The organism is Liquorilactobacillus hordei DSM 19519, from assembly GCF_019443985.1.
GTDB lineage: Bacteria > Bacillota > Bacilli > Lactobacillales > Lactobacillaceae > Liquorilactobacillus > Liquorilactobacillus hordei.
The window spans coordinates 891,972-913,076 of the sequence record NZ_CP049303.1; the positions used below are offsets into that span (position 1 = coordinate 891,972).

The window sequence follows — 21,105 nt, forward strand, 5'->3', positions numbered from 1 at the left end:
TTAGATAACACAACTTTCACATTCATTTGCACCAACTTCATTTTGATCATCCGTAAATGTTCGAACATAATAAACAGATTTAATTCCCTTTGCGTGTGCGTAGTTACGTAAAATTGTCAAATCACGCGTGGTCATTTTATTTGTTTTTCCATTTTTCCATTCATACATACCTTCAGGAATTGTTGAGCGCATAAACAATGTCATACTCATACCTTGATCAATATGCTGCTGAGCAGCAGCGTACACATCAATAACTTTACGCATATCCGTGCCATATGCAGATTGGTAATATGGAATCGTATCATTTGAAAGATATGGAGCTGGATAATAAATCTTACCAATTTTGCGTTCTTGACGTTCTTCAATTCGATTAATGATTGGATGCAAGCTAGCCGTAGTGTCATTAATGTATGAGATTGAACCATTAGGAGCAACTGCAAGTCTATTCTGATGGTAAAGTCCATCTTTGATGACAGCATTTTTGAGCGCTTCCCAATCTTGTTTTGAAGGAACGAAGATATCTTTAAAGATTGCCTGAACTTTAGTGGTTTTTGGTTGGAAATCTTGTTCTAAATACTTATTGAAATACGAGCCATCAGCATAAGAACTCTTCTCGAAATCGTTGAATACAACGCCTCGTTCTTTTGCAATCTTATTTGAAGATTGCAAAGTCCAGTAGTTTAATAGCATAAAGTAAATATTTGTAAAATCAATTGATTCTTCAGAACCATAAAAAATATGATTTTTAGCAAAAAAAGCATGTAATCCCATTGCACCCAACCCAATGGTGTGTGACATTTTGTTACCATTTTGGATTGAAGGAACCACATCAATTTCTGAATGATCAGTAACATAAGTTAGTGCACGGACCATTGCATCGACAGAGTTTCCAAAGTCAGGTGATGCCATCAGATTAACAATATTAGTTGAACCTAAATTACAGCTAATATCTGTTCCAAGTTTATCAAAGTTCTGGGTATTATTGACGATTGAAGGTTTTTGAACTTGAAGAATCTCGGTGCAAAGGTTACTCATAATGATTTTGCCATTAATTGGATTGTTATGATTAGCAGTATCAATATTAATAATATAAGGATACCCAGATTCTTGCTGCAACTTACTGATTTCTGTCTCAAGATCACGTGCTAAGACCTTTTTCTTAGGAATGTTGGGATTGGCAACCAGATTATCATATTCTTTCGTAATATCAATGTATGAGAAGGGTTTACCATATTCACGTTCTACACCCCAAGGATCGAAAAGATACATTTCTTCATTGTTACGTGCCAATTCATAAAACTTATCAGGCACTACTAATCCCAAAGAAAGAGTCTTAACACGAATTTTCTCATCAGCATTTTCTTTCTTTGCAGACAAAAAGGCAACAACATCTGGATGGAAGATATTTAAGTAGACAACTCCAGCACCTTGACGTTGTCCTAATTGATTCGAGTAAGAAAAACTATCTTCAAGTAACTTCATAACGGGTACAACCCCGGAAGCAGCACCTTGAATATTTTTGATAGGGGCACCAGCACCACGCAAATTACTAAGGGTAATACCAACACCACCACCGATGCGTGATAACTGCAAAGCAGAATTTATCCCACGGCCGATAGAATTCATATCATCTGTAACTTGAATTAGGAAACAAGAAACGAGCTCACCACGTCGCTTACGTCCCGCATTTAAAAAAGAAGGAGTAGCTGGTTGGTAGCGTTGATGAACAATTTCATCGGCAAGCGTCAAAGCCAGCTGTTCATCACCGTCAGCGAAGAATAATGCATTTGCTGCAACGCGATCAATGAAGCTTTCAAGATATAATTCATTGTCATTTGTTTTAAGTGCATATTGTGCATAAAACTTATATGCAGCCATAAATGTTTTGAAAGTAAAGTTTTGTTCTACGAGAAAAGAATATAATTGCTTGATAAATTGAAAATTATATTTTTCAATGAATTCTTTTTCTAAGTAATCGTTTTCTATTAAGTAGTTAAAGCGTTCTTCCAATGAGGAAAACTTCATTGAGTTTGGTTCAATATTTTCTTTCAAGAAAGCAGCGAGTGCTTCTTTGTCTTTATTTAGAGGGATTTGACCGTTTACTGGAATATTAATTTCATTATTTAAATCATAATAAGTCACATTAGTGCTATCTAGTTGTTTTAATGTCAATTTCATTCACCACTTTCTTAAAATTTTCGACATCCTTAGGAGTACCGCTGAATTCAAATGAATATACTAAAGGTACTTGATAATCATGGGCGATATCTTTTGCGGTAAAAATAAAAAGCTCGGCAAAATTTCGATTTCCTGTGCCTGCAACTCCAAGCAGATTTTGCCGATTAACGCTATAATTTAGGAAATCTTCCACGAACTCTGTTATTTCTTTTTCATAGGTAGGAACCACAAGTATGTAAGGTTCATTTACCGCAAAGAAAGGATTTGTTGGTGTGATTTCAACATTCGAAAGATTTAGTTTACTTACGAATCTACGTGTTTGTCCGGTAACGCTAAAAAAAACAATTTTCATTGTACAGCCAAATTTCTTAAAAGATCAGGGCGAAAACCATTGATAATTGGATCATTGTTGTCTTCAATAACAGGAACAGAACGGAATCCCTTTTCCTTAAGGTAATCAATATATTGTGGCTCAGTATTTATATTGTGCTCCTCAAATGAAATATTGTGCTCACTTAAAAACTTTTTTGTCATTTTGCATTGAATGCAATTATTTTTTGTATAGATTGATAAACTCATAACTAGCACCTCGCATTAATTTGTTGTATGATTAGTATACATCATTTATCAGAATAATCAAGAAACAAATACTATATATTGTGTTTGTTTCTTTTATTAATATACGATATATAGTGATTCTATGGAATGCTAAAGCCTTAAGCTTAATAAGGTTAGGATATAAAAAATTGATAATTATTGAAAAGGCAGGAACAAATGGAAAATTATTATTACTCAAAAAACCCAGAAGTTGTTCATGAAGAAAAGAAATGGGATTTTGATATCTTAGGGAACAAAATTAATTTTGTGACAGACAATGGTGTTTTCTCAAAGACAACTGTTGATTACGGTTCAAGGGCGTTACTTGATAATGTAAAAATTGAGTCGATGCAAGAAGGCAGGGTTTTGGATCTTGGCTGTGGATATGGACCAATTGGTTTAGGAATAGCGAAGAAAAACTCAAAGTTAATTGTTGATATGGTAGATGTTAATGAATTGGCTCTTTCACTAGCAAAAAAGAATGCAGAATTAAATGAAATTGAAAATGTTAATATTTGGGAATCTAGTGTGTATAGTAAGATTGAGCGGACAGACTATAATTTGATTGTCTCTAATCCCCCAATTCGTGCAGGAAAGAAGATTGTTACACAAATTTTGGCTGAAGCAATTAATCATCTTAGTGTGGGTGGCAGACTAGTTATAGTAATCCAAAAAAAACAAGGGGCGCCGTCTGCGAAGAAAACAATGGAAGAGGCATTTAACAATTGTGAGGTAATTGCAAGAGACAAGGGTTATTTTATTTTAGAAAGTATCAAAGGTGTTTAAAGTTGGAGGTAGATTTTGATTTTAAGTGATCTTCAAAAAGAATTCTTTATGAAAGAGGCCATCTATGAAGCAAAGAAAGCAGCCACAGTTGGTGAAGTTCCAATTGGCTGTGTGATTGTGATGGGCGATAAGATTGTGGGACGAGGACACAATCTTAGAGAACATGCGCAAGATGCAACGATGCATGCTGAAATATTAGCAATTCAAGAAGCAAATGCTTTTTGTAAAAGTTGGCGTTTGCCTGAAGCTCAGCTATTTGTAACGTTGGAACCGTGTCCGATGTGCAGTGGGGCAATTCTTAATTCAAGAATTGAACGGGTTTATTATGGAGCAATGGACCCCAAGGCAGGAACGGTTGGTTCGTTAATGAATTTGTTGGACGATCATAGGTTTAACCATCAGGTGATTGTTGAAAAAGGATGCTTAGAAAATGAATGCGCACAGATGCTCAAGTCTTTTTTTAGGGATATCAGATTAAAAAAGAAGAAATCAAAACGAAAAGACTAGCATTTTTTCAGTAATTCATGTATCATAGAATATGCCGCAAGGCCTTGGGACAATGTTGTCCTTGTGAACCGTGTCAGGTCCGGAAGGAAGCAGCACTAAGCTCGGTTCGGCATGTGTCTCAAGTTAATATGACATTTATCTCCCGACTGCCTTGTGGTCGGGAGTTTTTTTAAATTGCAAAAGATAGGAGTGTTAGCATGGGATATCAGGCCCTATATCGTGTCTGGCGACCACAAAAATTTGTTGATTTAGTCGGTCAAAAGATGATAACTCAAACTTTACAAAATGCAATTATGACCAAGCAAACGAGTCATGCTTATCTTTTTACTGGGCCGCGCGGAACGGGTAAAACCTCAGCAGCAAAAATTTTTGCAAAGGTAATTAATTGTCATAATCAAAAAGATGGCGAACCTTGTAATGAATGTGCAACTTGTCAAGCAATTACTGAAGGACGATTGAATGATGTGATTGAAATTGATGCTGCATCTAATAATAGCGTGGATGAAATTCGTGACATTAGAGATAAAGTTAAGTATGCACCGACACAGGCTGACTACAAGGTATACATCATTGATGAAGTTCATATGCTTTCAACAGGCGCCTTTAATGCATTGCTGAAAACACTTGAAGAACCACCTAGTAATGTGGTCTTTATTCTGGCAACGACTGAACCACATAAAATCCCGGCGACAATAATATCGCGTACGCAAAGATTTGATTTTAAAAGAATTACTAATGATGATCTTATTGCGAGAATGCAATATATTTTGACAGAAAAAAAGTTTGAGTATGAGGAGCGAGCACTGCGAGTTGTTGCAAAAGCTTCGGCTGGTGGAATGAGAGATGCGTTAAGTATCTTAGATCAGGTGCTTTCTTTTGGCAATGATGTTGTAACACTAGAGAATGCATTATTAGTAACAGGAAGTGTGAAACATGAGCAGCTCAATCAATATCTTAAACTTATTTTTGCAGGTGATACTGCTGCTGCGTTGCAAACACTGCAAGAGGTAATGGCTGAAGGAAAAGATGCGAATCGTTTAGTAGAAGACGTTATTGATTATTGTAGAGACTTATTATTGTATCAAGCTTCGCCAAATATTGTTGAGCAAAATAGTTTATTGGACATCGATGAGAACTTTAAAACTTTAGCAGAGCAAACGGATATCAATTCATTATATAAAGCAATTGATATTTTGAATGAACAGCAGCAAAATATGCGATTCTCTACGCATGCAGATATCTATCTTGAAGTCTTGACTGTCAAATTAACACAATTAACAAAAAAAGTTGAAATCAATGCACCAACAGAATTGTCTAGTGCATCTCAAGAAGAAATCACAGAACTAAAAATGCAAGTAAAAGAATTAAAAAAAGTTGTTGATAATTTGCAGAAAAATCCAGAACAGCGAGTTGCTCCAGTCAAAGAAAAGAAAGTGCCTGTCAGAAAAAAGAACAGTACAGTAATTGATTTGAAAAAAGTATATCCGATACTTGCCGATGCAACTAGAAATGATTTGATAAAATTAAAGGATATCTGGCCAGATCTAATGAATATGTTATCTGTTACGCAACGTGCTATTATGAATGTTAGTAAGCCTGTAGCTGCTAGCGCAAAAGGTGTCATTGTAAGTTTTGATTATGATTTTTTGTTTGAAAAGGCAGATGGCAATACAGTACTTAAGGATAGTTTGACTCAAGGATTGGAACGACTAATCGGACAAGATTATAAAATGGTCTTTATGCCAAAGGAAAAATGGCCAGAAATTAGGAAAAAATATCTTACCGAACACCAAGACGTTTCTGAAAAGGATCAACAATCTGACAGCAAAGATAAAGAAGAAGTAGAAGATCCACAAATTACTGCTGCTAAGCAATTTTTTGGTGAAAATTTTAATCAAATAGTGAAAATAAAAGAAGACTAAGGAGAAGATTAATTATGATGCGTGGAATGGGAAATATGCAAGGTATGATGAAACAAATGCAAAAGATGCAAAAAAACATGAAGAAGGATCAAGAAGAACTTGAGAAGACAGAGTTTATAGGAAAATCGGCAGATGACTTAGTAGTTGTAACGTTTGATGGAAAAAAAGAAATGAAAGATATTCAAATCAAACCTGAGGCAGTCGATCCTGATGATATTGATATGCTACAAGATTTAGTAATAATGGCGGTCAATGATGGGATTACAAAGATTGAAAAGGAAACACAACAAAAAATGGGTAAATACGCACAAAATATTCCAGGATTTTAAAATACAACTTAGGCAGAGAGGAATGTTAATATGCAATATCCAGAACCAATTGCCAAATTGATTGATAGTTACTTAAAATTACCTGGAATTGGTGAGAAAACAGCAACGCGTTTAGCCTTTTTCACAATCGATATGCAAGAAGACGATGTCGCGGATTTTGCACAGTCGTTAGTTGCTGCAAAAAAAGATTTACATTATTGCAGCATTTGCGGAAATATAACCGAGAGTGATCCATGTATCATTTGTGCTGATAGACAACGGGATCAGACAAAGGTAATTGTTGTCGAACAGCCCAAAGATGTGATGTCGCTTGAAAGAATGCGTGAATATCATGGGCTATATCATGTCTTGCACGGTGTATTATCACCGATGGAAGGTAAAGGACCAGAAGATATTAATATTACGGGACTAGTTAAAAGGCTCCAAAAAAATACAGACTTGAAAGAGGTAATTATTGCAACTAATGCGACTCCAGAAGGTGAAGCAACTGCAATGTATATCTCAAGACTAATCAAGCCAGCACAAATAAAAGTTACAAGATTGGCCCATGGACTTGCAGTAGGCAGTGATATTGAATATGCAGATGAAATGACCTTATTTAAAGCTATTGAAGGACGCCAAGAAATTTGAGAGGATGATTGGGATTGTTTGGCAAGAAAAAGCAAAAGCTAAGAAAAGAATATGATGAGCACTTACTTGATACAATTGATCTAGCAGCTGCCCAATGGGAACATGCTAAACAGACTCAAAGAGCAGTTAGGGAAGAAGACAGTGAATTAATTGCTCAAACAATGCTTGAAGGTGCGAAGTATGCGTTTCTATATTTGGAAGCCCGCAGAAGAAAAGTTCATGGGCATGTCCAATCTTCGATAATTGAACATTAATTTGAGGTTAAGATTGTTAGACAGCTAAAGATTAGTAAAGTAAAATAGAACTAAGAGTAAGTTAGTGAGGTCAAATGCGTGAGTGGGAAATTTGTAACTTTTGAAGGCCCAGAAGGTTCCGGGAAAACCAGTGTCTTGAAGGGGATAGTTAGTTTATTAAGGAAATACAATAAGGAGTATCTATTAACGAGAGAACCGGGAGGTAACCGGATATCTGAAGCAATTCGCGATATTATTTTAGATACTGAATTGGTTGAGATGGATGCCCGAACGGAGGCATTGCTCTACGCGGCAGCGCGAAGACAGCATTTAATTGAGAGTGTTTTGCCGGCATTGAGACAAGAAAAGTTAGTTCTTTGTGATCGTTATGTAGATAGTTCAGTTGCTTATCAAGGAGCTGGGAGAGCCTTAGGTGAAGCAGAAGTCTTGCAAATGAATCTTTTTGCTACTGAGGGACTTACTCCAGATTTTACTTTTTATTTTGATTTATTGCCGGAGATAGGATTAAACCGCATTAAGGAACACAGACAAAATGAAATAAATAGACTTGATAAGGAGTCTTTGGATTTTCACAATAAAGTCCATGCTGCGTATCTAAAACTTGCACAGGATAATCCTGAACGAATTATTGTGATTGATGCTTCTCTTCCTCTAGAAGAAGTTATTGAACTCACAGTTAATCAAATGAAAATAAAATTACCAGATCTTTTTAAATAAGGGTTCAAAGATGGAGGGAAAAGAAAATGAAAATGATCATTGCGATTGTCCAAGATAAAGATAGTAATCGGTTAAGCAATTTGTTTATTGAATCTAATATTCGTGCAACGAAATTATCAACAACTGGTGGTTTTCTAAAATCAGGTAATACAACATTTATGATTGGGATTGAAGAAGAACGAATTGATGAGGTTCTAGAACTTATTCGTGAAACATCAAGAACACGAAAACAATTCATGACACCGCCGATTAATCTAGATGCTTCAATGGATTCCTCTGCCGCTTACCCAGTAGAGGTTCAAGTCGGGGGAGCAACAGTTTTTGTTTTACCAATTGATTCTTTCCAACAATTTTAGGTTTTTAAATTATGGACGAAATTAATGAAATTCAAAAGCAGCAACCAGTTTTAACGGATTACTTTGCTAATGTGATAATGCAAGAGCATCTAGCGCATGCATACTTGCTGACTGGCCCAAAAGGGATTGGCAAACGAACATTAGCGCTATGGGTTACCCAAGGAATCTTTTGTCAAAATAAGACTGCGGGTAGCCCTTGTTTGAATTGTGAAGAATGTCGAAGAATTGCAAGTGGCAATCATCCTGATGTTGTGCATGTTGCTCCTGATGGCTTATCAATCAAGGTTGAGCAGATTCGTTTCTTGAAGTCGGAATTTAGTAAGAGTGGGGTCGAAGGTAACCAAAAAGTTTTTATTATTGAGGACGCTGACAAAATGACAGTAAGTGCCGCTAATGGATTATTGAAGTTCTTAGAGGAGCCTAGTGGTAATGTAGTTGCCTTTTTGCTGACAGAATCAGTAAATCGAATTTTACCGACAATTGTATCACGATGTCAATTGTTTGAACTTGCGAAACCGACTAGTGCTCAGTTAACTGCGACGTTAAGAAAAACAGGAGTTACGGCAGATAAAGCAATCATTTTAGGAAACTTAGCTGATAGTTCGGATGAAGCAAAAAAAATAGCGACAAATGAAGATTTTGATAAGCTTGTTCAAAATGTGTGTGTGTGGTATTTACATGTTTTACAAGATGATGCAAGATGTTTTGTGGAAGTTCAGATGAATTTAATGCCACTTGTAAATAATAAAGATGATGAAGTTATTCTATTGAATTTAATAATCTTACTTGTTAAAAATTCAATATCTGTATATTATGGTGAAAAGGATAATATTTTTGTGAAATTTCAAGCGGACTTCACAGAATTAATAGAAAAATTGACAGCTGAAAAAGTTACGGAAGCTGTTGAATTAGTTCTAGCAACGAGAAAACGGTTAATGGTGAATGTCTCGTTCCAGAATGTTATTGAAGCATTGACGATTGATTTAAGTCAATGTTATCACTCATAGATGAAGGTGATTTTTTGAACAAGCGAGAATTATATGATGGATTCTCCGATTTGGGTGCAGAAGCTCAGAAGATGATTGAAAAAATCGAGCTCATAAAAGCAGAGATGACAAAAGTCATTGAAAAAAATGCAGAATTAGAGATTGAGAACCAGCATTTGCGAGCACATCTAAAAGAATTAGAAGAACAAAAGCAATCTGATGAACAAAGCGGATTGTCTAAATCACGCAAAAATTTAGAGATGTTATATGAAGAAGGATTCCATGTGTGCAACGTTGACAGCATGTATGGAACGAGAAGAATTAATGACGAACCATGTGTCTTTTGCCAAGATGTAATTTACGGGGAGAGACGACAATGACATTAGAAAAAATGAGCAGTTATCATCAGAAAAATCTTCAGGGGGTTCTTTATTTGGTGCCAACTCCAATTGGTAACCTGGGAGACATGACATACAGAGCTGTTGAGGTGCTTAAGCAAGTTGATTTGATTGCTGCGGAAGATACGCGCAATACTCAAAAATTATTGAATCATTTCGAGATAAAGACACCACAGATTAGTTTCCACGAACATAATACACAGGCGAGAATTCCTCAACTGATCAAGAAGTTAACCGAGGGAATTACAATCGCGCAAGTTAGTGATGCGGGAACTCCTTCAATTAGTGATCCTGGGCATGAATTGGTTGTAGCATGCATTGATGCAGGCATTCCAGTTACTCCATTGCCAGGAGCAAACGCGGGTATCAGTGCGCTGATTGCTTCAGGAATAGATCCACAACCCTTTACCTTCATTGGTTTTATTTCACGGCGAAAAAAAGAAAAAGAAGAACAGTTGAAGTCTCTGGCAAAAAAGAGAGATACATTAATTTTTTATGAGGCACCGCACCGTCTGAAGAAAACATTGGAATCCTTTCAGACTTTTTTTGGTGGTGCAAGAAAAATTGTTTTGTGCAGAGAGCTTACCAAGAGATATGAAGAATTCATTAGGGGCACGATTGCCGAGGCACTCGAGTGGGCTAAAGAAGATCAAGTTCGAGGAGAGTTCTGCATTATTATAGAAGGAAGTCTAAACGACTTAGAAGAGACAGTGGGAGAGACAGCGAGCGAAGTTCCATTAGAAGAACAAGTCTCTAACCTAATTAATGAAGAAAATTATCGACCAAATGATGCAATTAAGGAAATTGCAAAGAAAAATAATTTAAAAAAACAAGTAGTTTACAATACTTTTCATCATATTGATGTATAGGGAAAGATGGCGGTTTTTTGGGCGAGAATATTTTTAGTGAACCCCATAAGATTTTGTTTTATGAGACTGATCGTACTAGAAGGACAACAATCGGGATGCTAGTAAATATCTTGATGCTGACTTCACAAGATCAGAGCATTGAGTTGGGATTAACTGAAGAGAAGTTAAATGAAAAAGGATATGGCTGGGTAATAACACAACATATTCTGAAAATTGAAAGATTACCTGTATACGGTGAGAATATAAGGATATTTACGAGAGCGGATTCGTACAACCGATATTTTTGTTATCGTGATTTCTGGATTGAGGACGAAAAAGGAACGGTTATTGTGAAAATGCACAGTATCTTCGTTTTGATGGATCAGAAGAAAAGAAAGATTGCACGCTTACTACCAGAATTCATTGAGCCATATAAGAGTGAATATACTACTAAGATTGAGCGCGTACCTGACCCCAAGATTGATGAGACTAGCCAATTGATTTCAGAGAAAAACTATCGAGTACGGTTTATGGACATTGACTCAAATCAGCATGTTAATAATGTTCATTATTTTGATTGGATGATTGATGGGCTAGATGAGAATTTCTTATTAACACACACGCTTGTAGAAATGAATATTAAGTATAAGCGTGAGGTTCATTACGGTGAGATGGTTAATACCGAGACTAGGATGGCTGAAAATCAGTTGATAACTTATCATTTGGTTAAAGCGGGCGAAGAAGAAAGTTGCTATGCTTGCTGTACATGGGGAAAAAAGTAAAAATAAAAAAACTATAGGCTAGGTTAAAATTTAATGGCTCTTTGTCAACCGCTGTTGATGGGAAATTTTTAAAAGAAAATCAATTCATTTTCGAATTGGTTTTCTTTTTTTTATTCGAATCGTAAATTCAATTCTAATCCGGGTGTAAAAATGTGACCAGTTTCTATAGCCGTATGCCGTGCGTTTAATTTGTTTGATTTTGCGATTAACACCTTCTAGTGGGCCATTTGAATAGTTGCTTGCCATCATGTTTTTAATTAATGGTAGATATTTGCGATAGGTCTTTATTGTAGTTTCAAGCTGTGGGCTGACTTTGTCAGCTCGATTTAGTGTTTTAATGAACTTTAAATAATCACGCTTTCTTAAGGCATCAACTAGGGAATGCGCAACGAAGTAAGTGTGTTGGTAGGTTGAATCTAACTCAAGACCTTGCCAGACTAATTGTTCTTGGGTGAACCAGTTCTTTAAATGCGCAAACCATTGTGGTTTACGTTGATTTAAGCCAGAATAAGTTTTTAAAAATAAACGCCAGTGATGTTTGAGAACTCGATATTCTCGTGAATTTTGAGTGAATCGATGCATTAACTGTACGCGTGTCTGGTTCAGTGCTTGGAGTCCCATTTGAACTAGATGAAAGTTATCGGCGATAACTTTTGCTTCTGGAAAAATTATGTGAATTACGGATTGATACTGTGCATTGAAATCAATAACTACTTGTTTAACTTTCCTACGTTCAGCTAAGGAATAGTTACTTTCAAAGTGATTTTGGATACTTCGATTAAGGCGATTAGGTAAAACAGAAACTAGCCGATGTGTATCACCATCAATGGCAATAAAACTCATCTGATGACCAGTGGAGCGAAATTCATCAAAACACAACGTAGTTGGTAAGGTAAGCAAGGCGGTCTTAGTCTGAATCGCTAATGAATCAAGTACTCGATTAACTGCCACTGGTGAAACATTTAATTCCTCTGCAATATCAGTAATACTACGATCTTTAGTAAGCTGTAGAATAATCATCTGTTTGGTATCTTCTGAGATTTGACAGTGTGGTTTAACTAGCGACGTTTCAGCACTAAAAGTATGTTGCCCTCTTTTGCACAGATAACGTTGTTTAAGCAGTTTTAAGATAACTGGTCGTTCTTTGATAGGTGGCATCCTGACGTTGATCAAATTAGTTCCAAAACGGACTACTTGGGATTGGCCACAAAGTGGACAGCGCTTTATCGAATAAGTTAATTTGGCATGAATGACTTGTTTCTTGGGATCAGAATTGTCAATACTGATACATTTAATATTTGGGTCTTGGATTTGAAGTATATTTTCGATAGAATAGTCTTGGGACATGTTTTCTCACTTGCCTTTACTTTTACTTTGGTTGGTATGTGGTGGTGCATTTGGGAACTTGTCCTTTTATTGTACATGAAAATTGGGTGTTGATGGAAGTTCATCAACACCCAATATTTTAGAGCCAATTTAATTTTTGACCTAGCCTATTTATTTGCTATGAATAAATGTGATTTATAATCTGAAATTTTCCGGCTAACTTAAAATGACTATAGCAAGGTGCTTACAGTGTTTGGAATTTCGAGTTAGTACTCAAGGCTTCTTGAGATATGACATACACTTTTTATTAATCACTAATAAAAAAATAACATTTGTCACTTTATAATCAATATTAATAACCGATAAATATTAAAGGACTAGTAATTTAGTAACTGTACCTAAATAAAGCTGCAGGTAGAAGTTGAAATAAATAGGTGCAAAAAAATTAAAGCCATTATATAAGTGAAAGTAAGATAATTTTATGTAAAGCAAAGATGTTGTAACATTGTGCTTTTTTATAGAAGTACAGCAAGAAAATGATTAAATACGATGGGACGAGAAATGGGGAAAAAAAGTGAAAAAGAAAGTACTTATTAGTTTTATTGTCATGATGGGGTTGATCCTTACTGGATGCGGGAACAAGTTAAGCGGGGCATATACTGGTAAAATTACACTTCTCTTTGTTGAACAAAAAGATACAATGATTTTTGATGGCGACAAGGTCACAGAAAAGCAAAATGGCAAGGTTATTGATAAAGGTACATATAAAATCGATGGTGATGATCTCACAATCAAAATTAATGATTATCATCTGAGGGCTAAATTATCTGATAATCGCAATTCGTTTACCATTACGTCTGCCGATGGTATAGCTAACTTAGCTAAAGGTACAACATATACGAAAAAAGAATAAAGGTATCAGGAGATGTTATTAGTAATGAATAGCAGAAATAGTAGTAACCTGTCGACTAGAAGAAATAATTCACAGTTAACCTTAGGACAAAAACTACTGAAGCTAATTGGAATGATTGTTATCATGCTGTTTCTCACTACGGGTCTTGCTGCATGTGGTAGTAATCAAGCCAAGTCTCAGAAGGATAAAGCAAGCAGCGATAGTAGTGTGACAAGTCGTACGAAGAGTAGTAATGCATATCAAAACCTGACAAAGTCCAAGGCAAAACAAGTAAAAAAAGCGGATGATGCTGTTTCAAAATCCGTGCATGTTGCGATAGTGGTAAAAAAGAATAGTGATAAAAAAGTTAATAATCCTACTATAAGAGCGATAAAATCAATTAAAGAAATCAAAGGCACCGACAAGAACACAAAATTGATCCGTAAGAGCTACATGGCTATTGTTGGGGTTGTCAAAAGTCCAAGCTTAATCAATATGCAGACTGCCCGCTCATATATTGGACAAGTTAACGATTCACTACTAGCAAAAAAGATGAACAATAAATATAAGAAAAAAATGGCCAGAATAGTAGCTGCGAATACAAGCATGGATGAGAGCGAGGTACTCAATAAAACCAAACCTCTATCAAATAAAAAGTTGAAGGCAGCACAAGAAAAGGCAGAGCAAGAAAAATTAGCATCGTCTCAGAATACAAACCAAACTAATAGTCCACAAGCTAATAGCTCAACTGCATCATCAGCACAACCAACGACAGCACAAGAAATGAACTTTTCTCAAATTCAGCAAGGAGACTATGAAAGCTTATTAGGAACATGGCAAGAAGCTGCTGTTTCTGTTAATCGCCAAGATGGAACTGGAAGTCATTGGGATGTTCCTCAAGGAGATACACTGACAGTGTCTAAAGATAAACTTGTTAATGGTACTTTGTCATTACAGGGAAATATCTTGAATGATGGAACCAACAACAATGATGTAGTGTTTAGTCAGACGAATGGTTATCTAACTGCTGGCCTTGCAGATGAAAGTGTAGCGATAAATTATTCTATTTATTTCTATCCAAAAGGAATTTCAATGTCTGATTTTGATAAAAATATTCCAACGACAGTTGATAATTCAAAAAATCGAATAATTATTTGGACTAGTAATAATAGCTATACAGAAGTTTTTCAGAGTACAACTAACTGAAACTGATTACTAAGTGAAAATCCTATTAAAGGGAGTGGAAAAAATGCCCAACAAGGAATTTTGGGGGAGAACAAAATTAAGCAAACAAATTGCGTTCGTTATTACAGCAATGTTGATTACTATTGTTTTAACAGCATGTGGGAGCAATCAGACCAAGCAAGATAGTGGGCAAAGTACTGCAGCTAGTGTGAGCAGCAAAAATAACAATCCATATCAAAACTTATCTAAGTCAAAAGCTGAACAAGTGAAAAAAGCTGATGCAGCAGTAAAAAATGTCTTTAATGCTAATGATAAAGCTGAGCAAAAAGATGCCAAAACTGACCCCAATGTTGTTAATAGACGACCTGATAATTATGTTGCGCCTATCGTTAGTAAGGCCGAAGATAAAGCAGCAACGGCAATTGCTGAAATCAAAGGCAATGATACGAATACTAAAGATATTCGTAGAGCATATACAGATGTTGTTAATGTAGTAAAAGATAGTAGTTTAATTAATATGCAAACAGTTCGTTCGCATATAGCAGACTTAAAGAATTCAAAATTAGCAACTCATATGGAAAAAGAATATGAACAATCGATGGTTGTTTTAGTTGTTACTCATACAAATTATGCTGAGTCACAAGTGTTAGATATGACAAAACCATTATCGGAAAAGAAATTAAAAGTTGCACAAGCAAAAGCTGCGGTAGCTGCTGCAAGTTCATCATCGGCAAGTGCAGCTGAATCCTCAAATATGGCAAAAATGTCTTCTGAAGAAACACGATCATCATCCGCTTCCCAAGCAACTTCGGCAACACAAGCAACATCAACTACAAGAGCATCAACAAATACAAATACAACACAATCGACAACGAGTCACGCAACACAGGCATCAGCAACACCTGCAAGAAGTGCAGCAGCATCTTATCATGCGGCTGCAAGTTCAACTTATCATGCACCAGCAAAAAGTTCAACTCAAGCAAAGACACCAACAGCAAGTAGCTATCATAATAATACAGTTCCACAAACATCATCAGCATCAATTCAAAGTGGTAATATTACAGGTACAAATACGACAGCTGGACGTAGTATGGATGGTGGATGGTAAAAATAATAATAAAGCTAGTCATTATTTTTTAATAATAAAAAGTTACTTTGGAGGAAGAAAATGAATAAAGAAGAAACATTAAAGTATCTACAAGAAAAACAACAGCTTACAGTCGCAGTTCAAAATGCAAGGCATAACTTAGCTACTGCTAATGAACAACTTAACTTAGTAAATAGCCAGTTTAAAAAAAGACTATTAATAACGGTTATTGCAGGTGTTATTGTTCCTTTTATGACACTTAATAGTATGATTTTTTATGTACTTTGGTTAATAGGTTGGTGGACAGTATTTATTGGTTTATTTGTTATGAAATTTAGGCAAGGAAATGGACTTAAAATGCAAGTCCAGACAGCTAGGGAAAATCTAAATGTTGAGGAGAATAAGCAAGAGTATCTAGCCGGAGCCAATGATTTTCCTAATAAATTTTATTCTTACTGGACAATTGATCGTCTGATTAAACTTGTAAAAGATAATCGTGCCGTAACACTGCAAGATGCTTTTAACCTTGCAGAGAATCAAGATTTTCAAAATGATCAGCTTGCACTCCAACAAGAAAATCTGGCAGTTGCAAAGTCAACAAACACAATGGCTTCAATATCAGCTGCAGCAAATATTGGAACATTTCTCAATACTCGTAATAAATAGAAAAGGGGAGTGTGCAGAACGTTAAATTTCGACCCAACCACCTACTCATTTATTCCGTATAAACGTGTTCCGCAATTCAGATTTTCCTAAATGAAAAAAGGACTAAGTCAAATTTTTTGGCTAGTCCTTTTTTGTATGAATTATTTAATTTATTATTCAAGTTTCAATTTTAAAAGCAATATTAAAAAATTATGAAACAGCATCACCTAAAAAGTTAGTCAGTTCAGTAGTTGAAAGACCGGCACTGAGACCAACTAATAGCTTAATACGTGCTTTTTGACCATTTAAGCCATGGCAAAAAGTGACACCTAGATTGCTTAATTGGATTCCGCCACCATCATATGAGTACACTTCTTGGGCAATTCCGTTGAAGCATCGTGAAACTAAGACAATTGGAATTTTGCGAGCCAGCAACTTTTTTAGTGCAGGTAAAACATGAGGAGGTAGATTTCCAGCACCTAAGGCCTCAATTACAATTCCATTTGTTTCGTCGTTATCCATAAATTCCAACATCTCTGAATCCATTCCTGCATATGCCTTTACGAGATAGACATGATTTACAATATGGTCAATTGGATGATAATCATTCAGCAGCAGTTGTTCATAGAAGAAAACACGGTTTTTAGTAACTAAGCCAATTGGGCCAAATGTAGGGGTACGGAATGTTGCAACATTAGTAGTATGTGTCTTTGTGACGTAGCGGGCAGTGTGAATCTCATCATTCATCACAACCAGTACACCCTTATTTTTTGCTTCATCACTTGCTGCAGTTTGGATTGCGGTTTGGAAATTATGAAGACCATCAGAGCCAATTTCGTTTGCAGAGCGCATTGCACCTGTAATAACAACAGGGAAGTCATTGGGAACGGTTAAGTCAAGGAAATAAGCAGTTTCCTCAAGGGTATCTGTTCCGTGAGTAACAACAACACCATCAATATTTTCCGCCGCAGCCTTTAGTATTCTTTTTTGCAATAAAAGCATTTCAGCAGGCCCAATATGGGGGGAAGGTAGATTAAAGACGTCTTCTGTAATTAGATTTAATTTCCCAATAAATGGATTTTCAAAGGTATCTAAGGGATTAGCGCTACCAGGAGCAACACCGCCGTCTTCATTTTGCGACATTGCGATCGTACCGCCAGTATGTAATATGAGTATTGTTTTCATTGCTGGAGACCTCCTATAGGAATTAACTTTCTCATTATATACACTTAGTGAATTAAATGCTAGCTATAAAAAATAATTTAGTATAACTACTAGTAGACGTGTAAATCGCGCAGTGTATCTGTTAGAATTATGTTGAGAATTTCTATGGAGGCTACAAAATGCAAACTGATTTAGCAACAATTATAGTTATCGCCTCATGGCTTATTTTTATAGGCTTTGGAGGGCTATTAAGTATTAGTCTAAAGCATAATAAATTTAGATTATTGAATGGTATTTTAGGAAATACGACATTAAAGCTAAAACAAGTAAATTCTTCATACCCAATGCATTTATTAGAGAATATATCGCAATTTTGATGCAACATAGGCTATTTCATTTGTTGGCACTCTCGATTCTTCTATTATTAAATCTTGGATTAGCACTTTTGAATATTTGGCTTAAATAAAGAACTTATAAAAAATCTCCTAAAGTTTGATAAAGGCAGACTTTAGAAGGCTTTTTTGATTGATTATTAAATTACTTAATTGAAGTATTTTTTTGCTGAATTACAGGATGGGTTAAAAAGGCCGTTTCGTTATATTTCTCAATTATGAAATGCCCATTTTTTTCAACAATCTGTGACAAAGATAGGTTTGAAAGTCCACTAAGATAGCGATTATTCGTCAAGCCTTGAATACCTAATTGACTGATTGCACCATGTGAGACAACAAGAATAGTTTGATTATCATCCATTGCTTTGGCGAGTTTGTTAATTGTTTTACAGAATCTTGTTTGCGCATCCGAGAAAGATTCAATACCTAGTTGCTGGAGACGCGGATCATCGATTCTAGAAGATAACAAAGCAAATTCAGTGGGGTAGTCGTTGAGTAGTGTTTCCTTTTTTAGGCCTTCAAATGAACCAAAGGAAACCTCTAACAAGCCAGGATCAGTAACTACCTGTAATTGTGTACAAATATTTTTAGAGAGTAGCTTTGCTGTTGCATAGGCACGATTAAGCGGACTGGAGTAAACTGCTGAAAGATTGGCGAGTTTTAAATAAGCAGCGAGAGCCTTCAAATCAGCTTGGACTTCAGGAGTATCTATGAGCGGACTATCTCCGTGAGCTCCTTGCAGGCGTCCAGTTACATTCCATTGAGTTTTACCATGACGTACAAAAATAATTCTTTTATCCATTATTTTATTTTACCTACCGTATCGCCACGAAGTCCAGTTCGTAAAGTTTCTAAGGAAATTGCATCAGTGGACGCAATATTACCAAGATTAACTTGAGGACCAAATTTCAAGATTAAGTCAACTTGCTGTTTTTTTAGAGGGGCTTCAAATATGAGCTTACTAGTTCCAATTTCTGCTAAAATATCAAGCTCTTCGGAGATAATATTGCCACTTTCATCATAAATGCCAATATTTTTACCTGCTTCACGAGCCTCAATAATTACTAAGTTTGAACCTGAAGCAAGATCAGATTGAATTTGAGCTACACGTGTTTCAATACTAAGCTTGTGATCCAGTAATGGATTTTTTTTACCGGCTTCGGAAATAACAAAAAATCCTTTTTCACGAGCTAAAAAAATAACATTATCACGAATTTCTTTAGAGACAGAGGTTGAACCATCACTAACTTCAATTGCATTGAAACCCAAACGAGCTGTTTCTTGGAAGAATTGATCTAGTTTCTTTTCCTGAATTGCCACTTCTAGCAGAGTTCCACCTGGATAAGTTAGAATTTGACTATCATGATATATTTTATTTTTTTGGATTATTAAATCAGATTTGAAGGTAGCAGCTGTTCCCCAGCCAAACTTGATGAAATCAATATATGTGCCAGCACTTTGAGCTAAGTCTGTTGCAGCATTCAATCCTAATCCTTTATCCAAAATCATACTGAGTCTAGTTGATGGATTTTTTTTAGTATGTGGAACTTTATTTAAAAACTCGTAAGCGTACATGAATAAGACCACTTTTTAATTATTTAGCTGTTTAAAGTTAATGAAACTTATTTGCTGGACATTTCTTCTCAGGATGATGTCAGTAAAAGGGCCGCAACAAAACAATTGTTTTGCTACAGCCCCCAATAAAATATCTAATTAGTTCTTGTATGCTTCACCGGTAAGTTTCTCAATGGGTTTAAAGCAATCGCGGAAAGATTTCTCAATTAATTCGCCACTGTTGTTTTTCTCATAGAAGTATGCCAGTGTGAATTGTACAAAAGGAAGATAGAAGCAACCACCAATAATTCCTAAAATTGGTCCACCATAAATCATGATTGGTTCCCAGATGTAGAATCCAAAGTAGGTAACCACACTCCAGATAGCAATCCAAATAACTAATGGAATAGTTAAGCCAATCAAGACCAATAGGTATTTGAAACGTAAATTTTTGATGAAATGTTTACTAGCTTTTAGGGCATAGCGTTGTGATTGTCCCAAAAATTGTGGTTGGTTTTCACGGTAAAGGAAGATTGCTTGTGAATAGTCAATCCCCTTCCAAAGTATTACAACAAAGAATAGGAATTGCAGGATATACGTAACAAATGCTATTTTGCTAGTGAACATATTGATTATCATCAAAGGTAATAACCATAAGAACATAAATAATGACAAGTAACAAAATAAACGAAGTACTTGGTTTTTGTTTAACTGCTTAAACTTCTTGAAAACATTGGAGAAAGAAATTTTTGTAAGTTTAGTTCTGAGCGTATCTTGAACAACATATTGAATAGCAGTACGGACAAAAAAACAAAATACTGCAATTACGAAGAACAAGATAATGCTAACAATTATTTCTAAGAGATTAATGAATATCAGATAGCTTGACTGACCGTATAATAGCAGCGTGATACTTGTTGAAATAGACGAGACCCCAACTGCAAAAAGCTCGTAGTCTAGCATAAAAAGTACACTTGCCACAAAAATAAGTAAAACATACATAATACCAGCCCAAAGCCAGTTGTTTTTGAAAATTGACTTATTTTCTTGCAGGTAAGATTTTAACGAATTAGAAAGATTTTTTATCACAATATGTAACCTCATCTCATAAATATTATTGACTCATAAGATGATGTTAACACTAAATGAGGTATAAATGCATAAAGAAAGTAAATATTCGAAAAGATATTACATGAATTTCACAAAAAAAACGCTTTTCAAATTATTCAAAAATTTTGTAGCATAACATTATTAATTACATAGGTACAGTATGTTGTAAGTTAACTATGTGTAAGCATAATTTAAATTCGCAGAGTGATTTCAGAAAAAGTAAAGTTGCGTTTATCAATTAATAATTGGTTTTGAAAATTAGAAAAAGTTTTTTTGTGTATTCTGAGAAAAAGAATCACAATTAATTGAATAATTGTGATACACTGTTTTGGTACGCAAAGTACAAATTTCGGGGTAGAAAATAAAGCGTCAAGTGCTGGAAGGACGGAATGTGTCTTCTAGACGAAAGGTTAGCGCCTGCGGTTTTATTTTCGCATTCGCCGCATTTTTGTGGCAACTC

The 21,105-nt window shown here is 35.5% G+C and carries 25 protein-coding genes, 1 other RNA gene and 1 riboswitch; of the genes, 18 read left to right on the top strand and 8 right to left on the bottom strand.

Annotated features, from left to right (window positions below; translation table 11 throughout):
- The 3 genes from nrdE to nrdH are packed head-to-tail and all read right to left on the bottom strand — an operon-like array spanning position 1 to position 2,757.
- Positions 1-2,178, bottom strand: coding sequence for a class 1b ribonucleoside-diphosphate reductase subunit alpha (nrdE, locus tag G6O70_RS05495; protein WP_373566415.1), 2,178 nt, complete (start codon positions 2,176-2,178; stop codon positions 1-3).
- On the bottom strand, positions 2,150-2,530 hold the full coding sequence (nrdI, locus tag G6O70_RS05500; protein ID WP_057869697.1) for a class Ib ribonucleoside-diphosphate reductase assembly flavoprotein NrdI: 381 nt from the start codon (positions 2,528-2,530) through the stop codon (positions 2,150-2,152). The genes nrdE and nrdI overlap by 29 nt, the downstream gene beginning before the upstream one ends.
- Positions 2,527-2,757, bottom strand: a complete 231-nt coding sequence (gene nrdH, locus G6O70_RS05505) for a glutaredoxin-like protein NrdH (RefSeq protein WP_057869698.1) — start codon at positions 2,755-2,757, stop codon at positions 2,527-2,529. Before nrdH ends, nrdI begins: the two co-directional genes overlap by 4 nt.
- A 195-nt stretch (positions 2,758-2,952) precedes the next feature.
- On the opposite strand from nrdH, the gene G6O70_RS05510 reads away from it, so the two are divergent.
- The 13 genes from G6O70_RS05510 (at position 2,953) to G6O70_RS05570 (ending at position 11,290) form a co-directional block, all read left to right on the top strand.
- Positions 2,953-3,561, top strand: coding sequence for a class I SAM-dependent methyltransferase (locus G6O70_RS05510; RefSeq protein WP_057869699.1), 609 nt, complete (start codon positions 2,953-2,955; stop codon positions 3,559-3,561).
- Positions 3,562-3,576: 15 nt separating this feature from the next.
- Entirely contained in the window at positions 3,577-4,068 is a 492-nt protein-coding gene (tadA, locus tag G6O70_RS05515; protein WP_219934306.1) for a tRNA adenosine(34) deaminase TadA, read from the top strand.
- A 41-nt stretch (positions 4,069-4,109) separates the two neighbouring features.
- Positions 4,110-4,196: signal recognition particle sRNA small type (ffs, locus tag G6O70_RS05520), an RNA gene on the top strand.
- A gap of 69 nt (positions 4,197-4,265) precedes the next feature.
- On the top strand, positions 4,266-5,990 hold the full coding sequence (gene dnaX, locus G6O70_RS05525) for a DNA polymerase III subunit gamma/tau (protein WP_057869700.1): 1,725 nt from the start codon (positions 4,266-4,268) through the stop codon (positions 5,988-5,990).
- 14 nt (positions 5,991-6,004) lie between these two features.
- On the top strand, positions 6,005-6,319 hold the full coding sequence (locus G6O70_RS05530; RefSeq protein ID WP_141052842.1) for a YbaB/EbfC family nucleoid-associated protein: 315 nt from the start codon (positions 6,005-6,007) through the stop codon (positions 6,317-6,319).
- 30 nt (positions 6,320-6,349) lie between these two features.
- The gene (gene recR, locus G6O70_RS05535) at positions 6,350-6,949 is read left to right on the top strand and encodes a recombination mediator RecR (RefSeq protein ID WP_057869701.1); all 600 of its coding nucleotides are present in this window, start codon (positions 6,350-6,352) and stop codon (positions 6,947-6,949) included.
- Positions 6,950-6,963: 14 nt separating this feature from the next.
- Positions 6,964-7,203, top strand: coding sequence for a YaaL family protein (locus G6O70_RS05540; protein WP_057869711.1), 240 nt, complete (start codon positions 6,964-6,966; stop codon positions 7,201-7,203).
- A 78-nt stretch (positions 7,204-7,281) separates the two neighbouring features.
- Entirely contained in the window at positions 7,282-7,920 is a 639-nt protein-coding gene (gene tmk, locus G6O70_RS05545; RefSeq protein ID WP_057869702.1) for a dTMP kinase, read from the top strand.
- A gap of 26 nt (positions 7,921-7,946) precedes the next feature.
- Positions 7,947-8,276, top strand: coding sequence for a cyclic-di-AMP receptor (locus tag G6O70_RS05550; protein ID WP_057869703.1), 330 nt, complete (start codon positions 7,947-7,949; stop codon positions 8,274-8,276).
- 11 nt (positions 8,277-8,287) lie between these two features.
- The gene (gene holB / locus G6O70_RS05555; RefSeq protein WP_057869704.1) at positions 8,288-9,283 is read left to right on the top strand and encodes a DNA polymerase III subunit delta'; all 996 of its coding nucleotides are present in this window, start codon (positions 8,288-8,290) and stop codon (positions 9,281-9,283) included.
- Between the two features lie 14 nt (positions 9,284-9,297).
- Entirely contained in the window at positions 9,298-9,642 is a 345-nt protein-coding gene (locus G6O70_RS05560) for a DNA replication initiation control protein YabA (protein ID WP_057869705.1), read from the top strand.
- Entirely contained in the window at positions 9,639-10,529 is an 891-nt protein-coding gene (gene rsmI, locus G6O70_RS05565; RefSeq protein ID WP_057869706.1) for a 16S rRNA (cytidine(1402)-2'-O)-methyltransferase, read from the top strand. Before G6O70_RS05560 ends, rsmI begins: the two co-directional genes overlap by 4 nt.
- Before the next feature lie 17 nt (positions 10,530-10,546).
- The gene (locus G6O70_RS05570; protein ID WP_057869707.1) at positions 10,547-11,290 is read left to right on the top strand and encodes an acyl-[acyl-carrier-protein] thioesterase; all 744 of its coding nucleotides are present in this window, start codon (positions 10,547-10,549) and stop codon (positions 11,288-11,290) included.
- An 84-nt stretch (positions 11,291-11,374) separates the two neighbouring features.
- On the opposite strand, the gene G6O70_RS05575 is transcribed toward G6O70_RS05570, so the two are convergent.
- Positions 11,375-12,637 carry an ISL3 family transposase gene (locus G6O70_RS05575; RefSeq protein ID WP_219934280.1) on the bottom strand — a complete coding sequence of 421 codons (1,263 nt, stop codon included), beginning with the start codon at positions 12,635-12,637 and terminating at the stop codon, positions 11,375-11,377.
- A gap of 553 nt (positions 12,638-13,190) precedes the next feature.
- Here G6O70_RS05575 and G6O70_RS05580 point away from each other — a divergent pair.
- Genes G6O70_RS05580 through G6O70_RS05595 form a run of 4 tightly spaced genes read left to right on the top strand, consistent with a single transcriptional unit; the run spans position 13,191 to position 16,446 of the window.
- Complete coding sequence (locus tag G6O70_RS05580) at positions 13,191-13,529, top strand: hypothetical protein (protein WP_057870477.1); 339 nt, start codon at positions 13,191-13,193, stop codon at positions 13,527-13,529.
- A gap of 24 nt (positions 13,530-13,553) precedes the next feature.
- Positions 13,554-14,714 (top strand): DUF6287 domain-containing protein, encoded by a 1,161-nt coding sequence (locus tag G6O70_RS05585; protein WP_057870476.1) that lies wholly within the window; start codon positions 13,554-13,556, stop codon positions 14,712-14,714.
- 43 nt (positions 14,715-14,757) lie between these two features.
- Entirely contained in the window at positions 14,758-15,801 is a 1,044-nt protein-coding gene (locus tag G6O70_RS05590; protein ID WP_219934307.1) for a hypothetical protein, read from the top strand.
- A gap of 60 nt (positions 15,802-15,861) precedes the next feature.
- Positions 15,862-16,446 carry a hypothetical protein gene (locus G6O70_RS05595; protein ID WP_057870258.1) on the top strand — a complete coding sequence of 195 codons (585 nt, stop codon included), beginning with the start codon at positions 15,862-15,864 and terminating at the stop codon, positions 16,444-16,446.
- 189 nt (positions 16,447-16,635) lie between these two features.
- Here G6O70_RS05595 and G6O70_RS05600 read toward each other — a convergent pair whose 3' ends face one another.
- Complete coding sequence (locus tag G6O70_RS05600; protein WP_057870257.1) at positions 16,636-17,610, bottom strand: asparaginase; 975 nt, start codon at positions 17,608-17,610, stop codon at positions 16,636-16,638.
- Between the two features lie 158 nt (positions 17,611-17,768).
- On the opposite strand from G6O70_RS05600, the gene G6O70_RS05605 reads away from it, so the two are divergent.
- Entirely contained in the window at positions 17,769-17,966 is a 198-nt protein-coding gene (locus G6O70_RS05605; RefSeq protein WP_057870256.1) for a hypothetical protein, read from the top strand.
- A 160-nt stretch (positions 17,967-18,126) separates the two neighbouring features.
- Here the strand turns inward: G6O70_RS05605 and G6O70_RS05610 are convergent, their stop codons facing one another.
- From G6O70_RS05610 to G6O70_RS05620, 3 genes are all read right to left on the bottom strand, one after another.
- The gene (locus G6O70_RS05610; protein ID WP_057870255.1) at positions 18,127-18,783 is read right to left on the bottom strand and encodes a histidine phosphatase family protein; all 657 of its coding nucleotides are present in this window, start codon (positions 18,781-18,783) and stop codon (positions 18,127-18,129) included.
- Positions 18,783-19,556 carry a phosphosulfolactate synthase gene (gene comA / locus G6O70_RS05615; RefSeq protein WP_057870254.1) on the bottom strand — a complete coding sequence of 258 codons (774 nt, stop codon included), beginning with the start codon at positions 19,554-19,556 and terminating at the stop codon, positions 18,783-18,785. Before comA ends, G6O70_RS05610 begins: the two co-directional genes overlap by 1 nt.
- A gap of 138 nt (positions 19,557-19,694) precedes the next feature.
- Complete coding sequence (locus G6O70_RS05620) at positions 19,695-20,624, bottom strand: hypothetical protein (protein ID WP_057870253.1); 930 nt, start codon at positions 20,622-20,624, stop codon at positions 19,695-19,697.
- Positions 20,625-20,993: 369 nt separating this feature from the next.
- Positions 20,994-21,090, top strand: a riboswitch (THF riboswitch).
- Positions 21,091-21,105 lie beyond the last annotated feature (15 nt).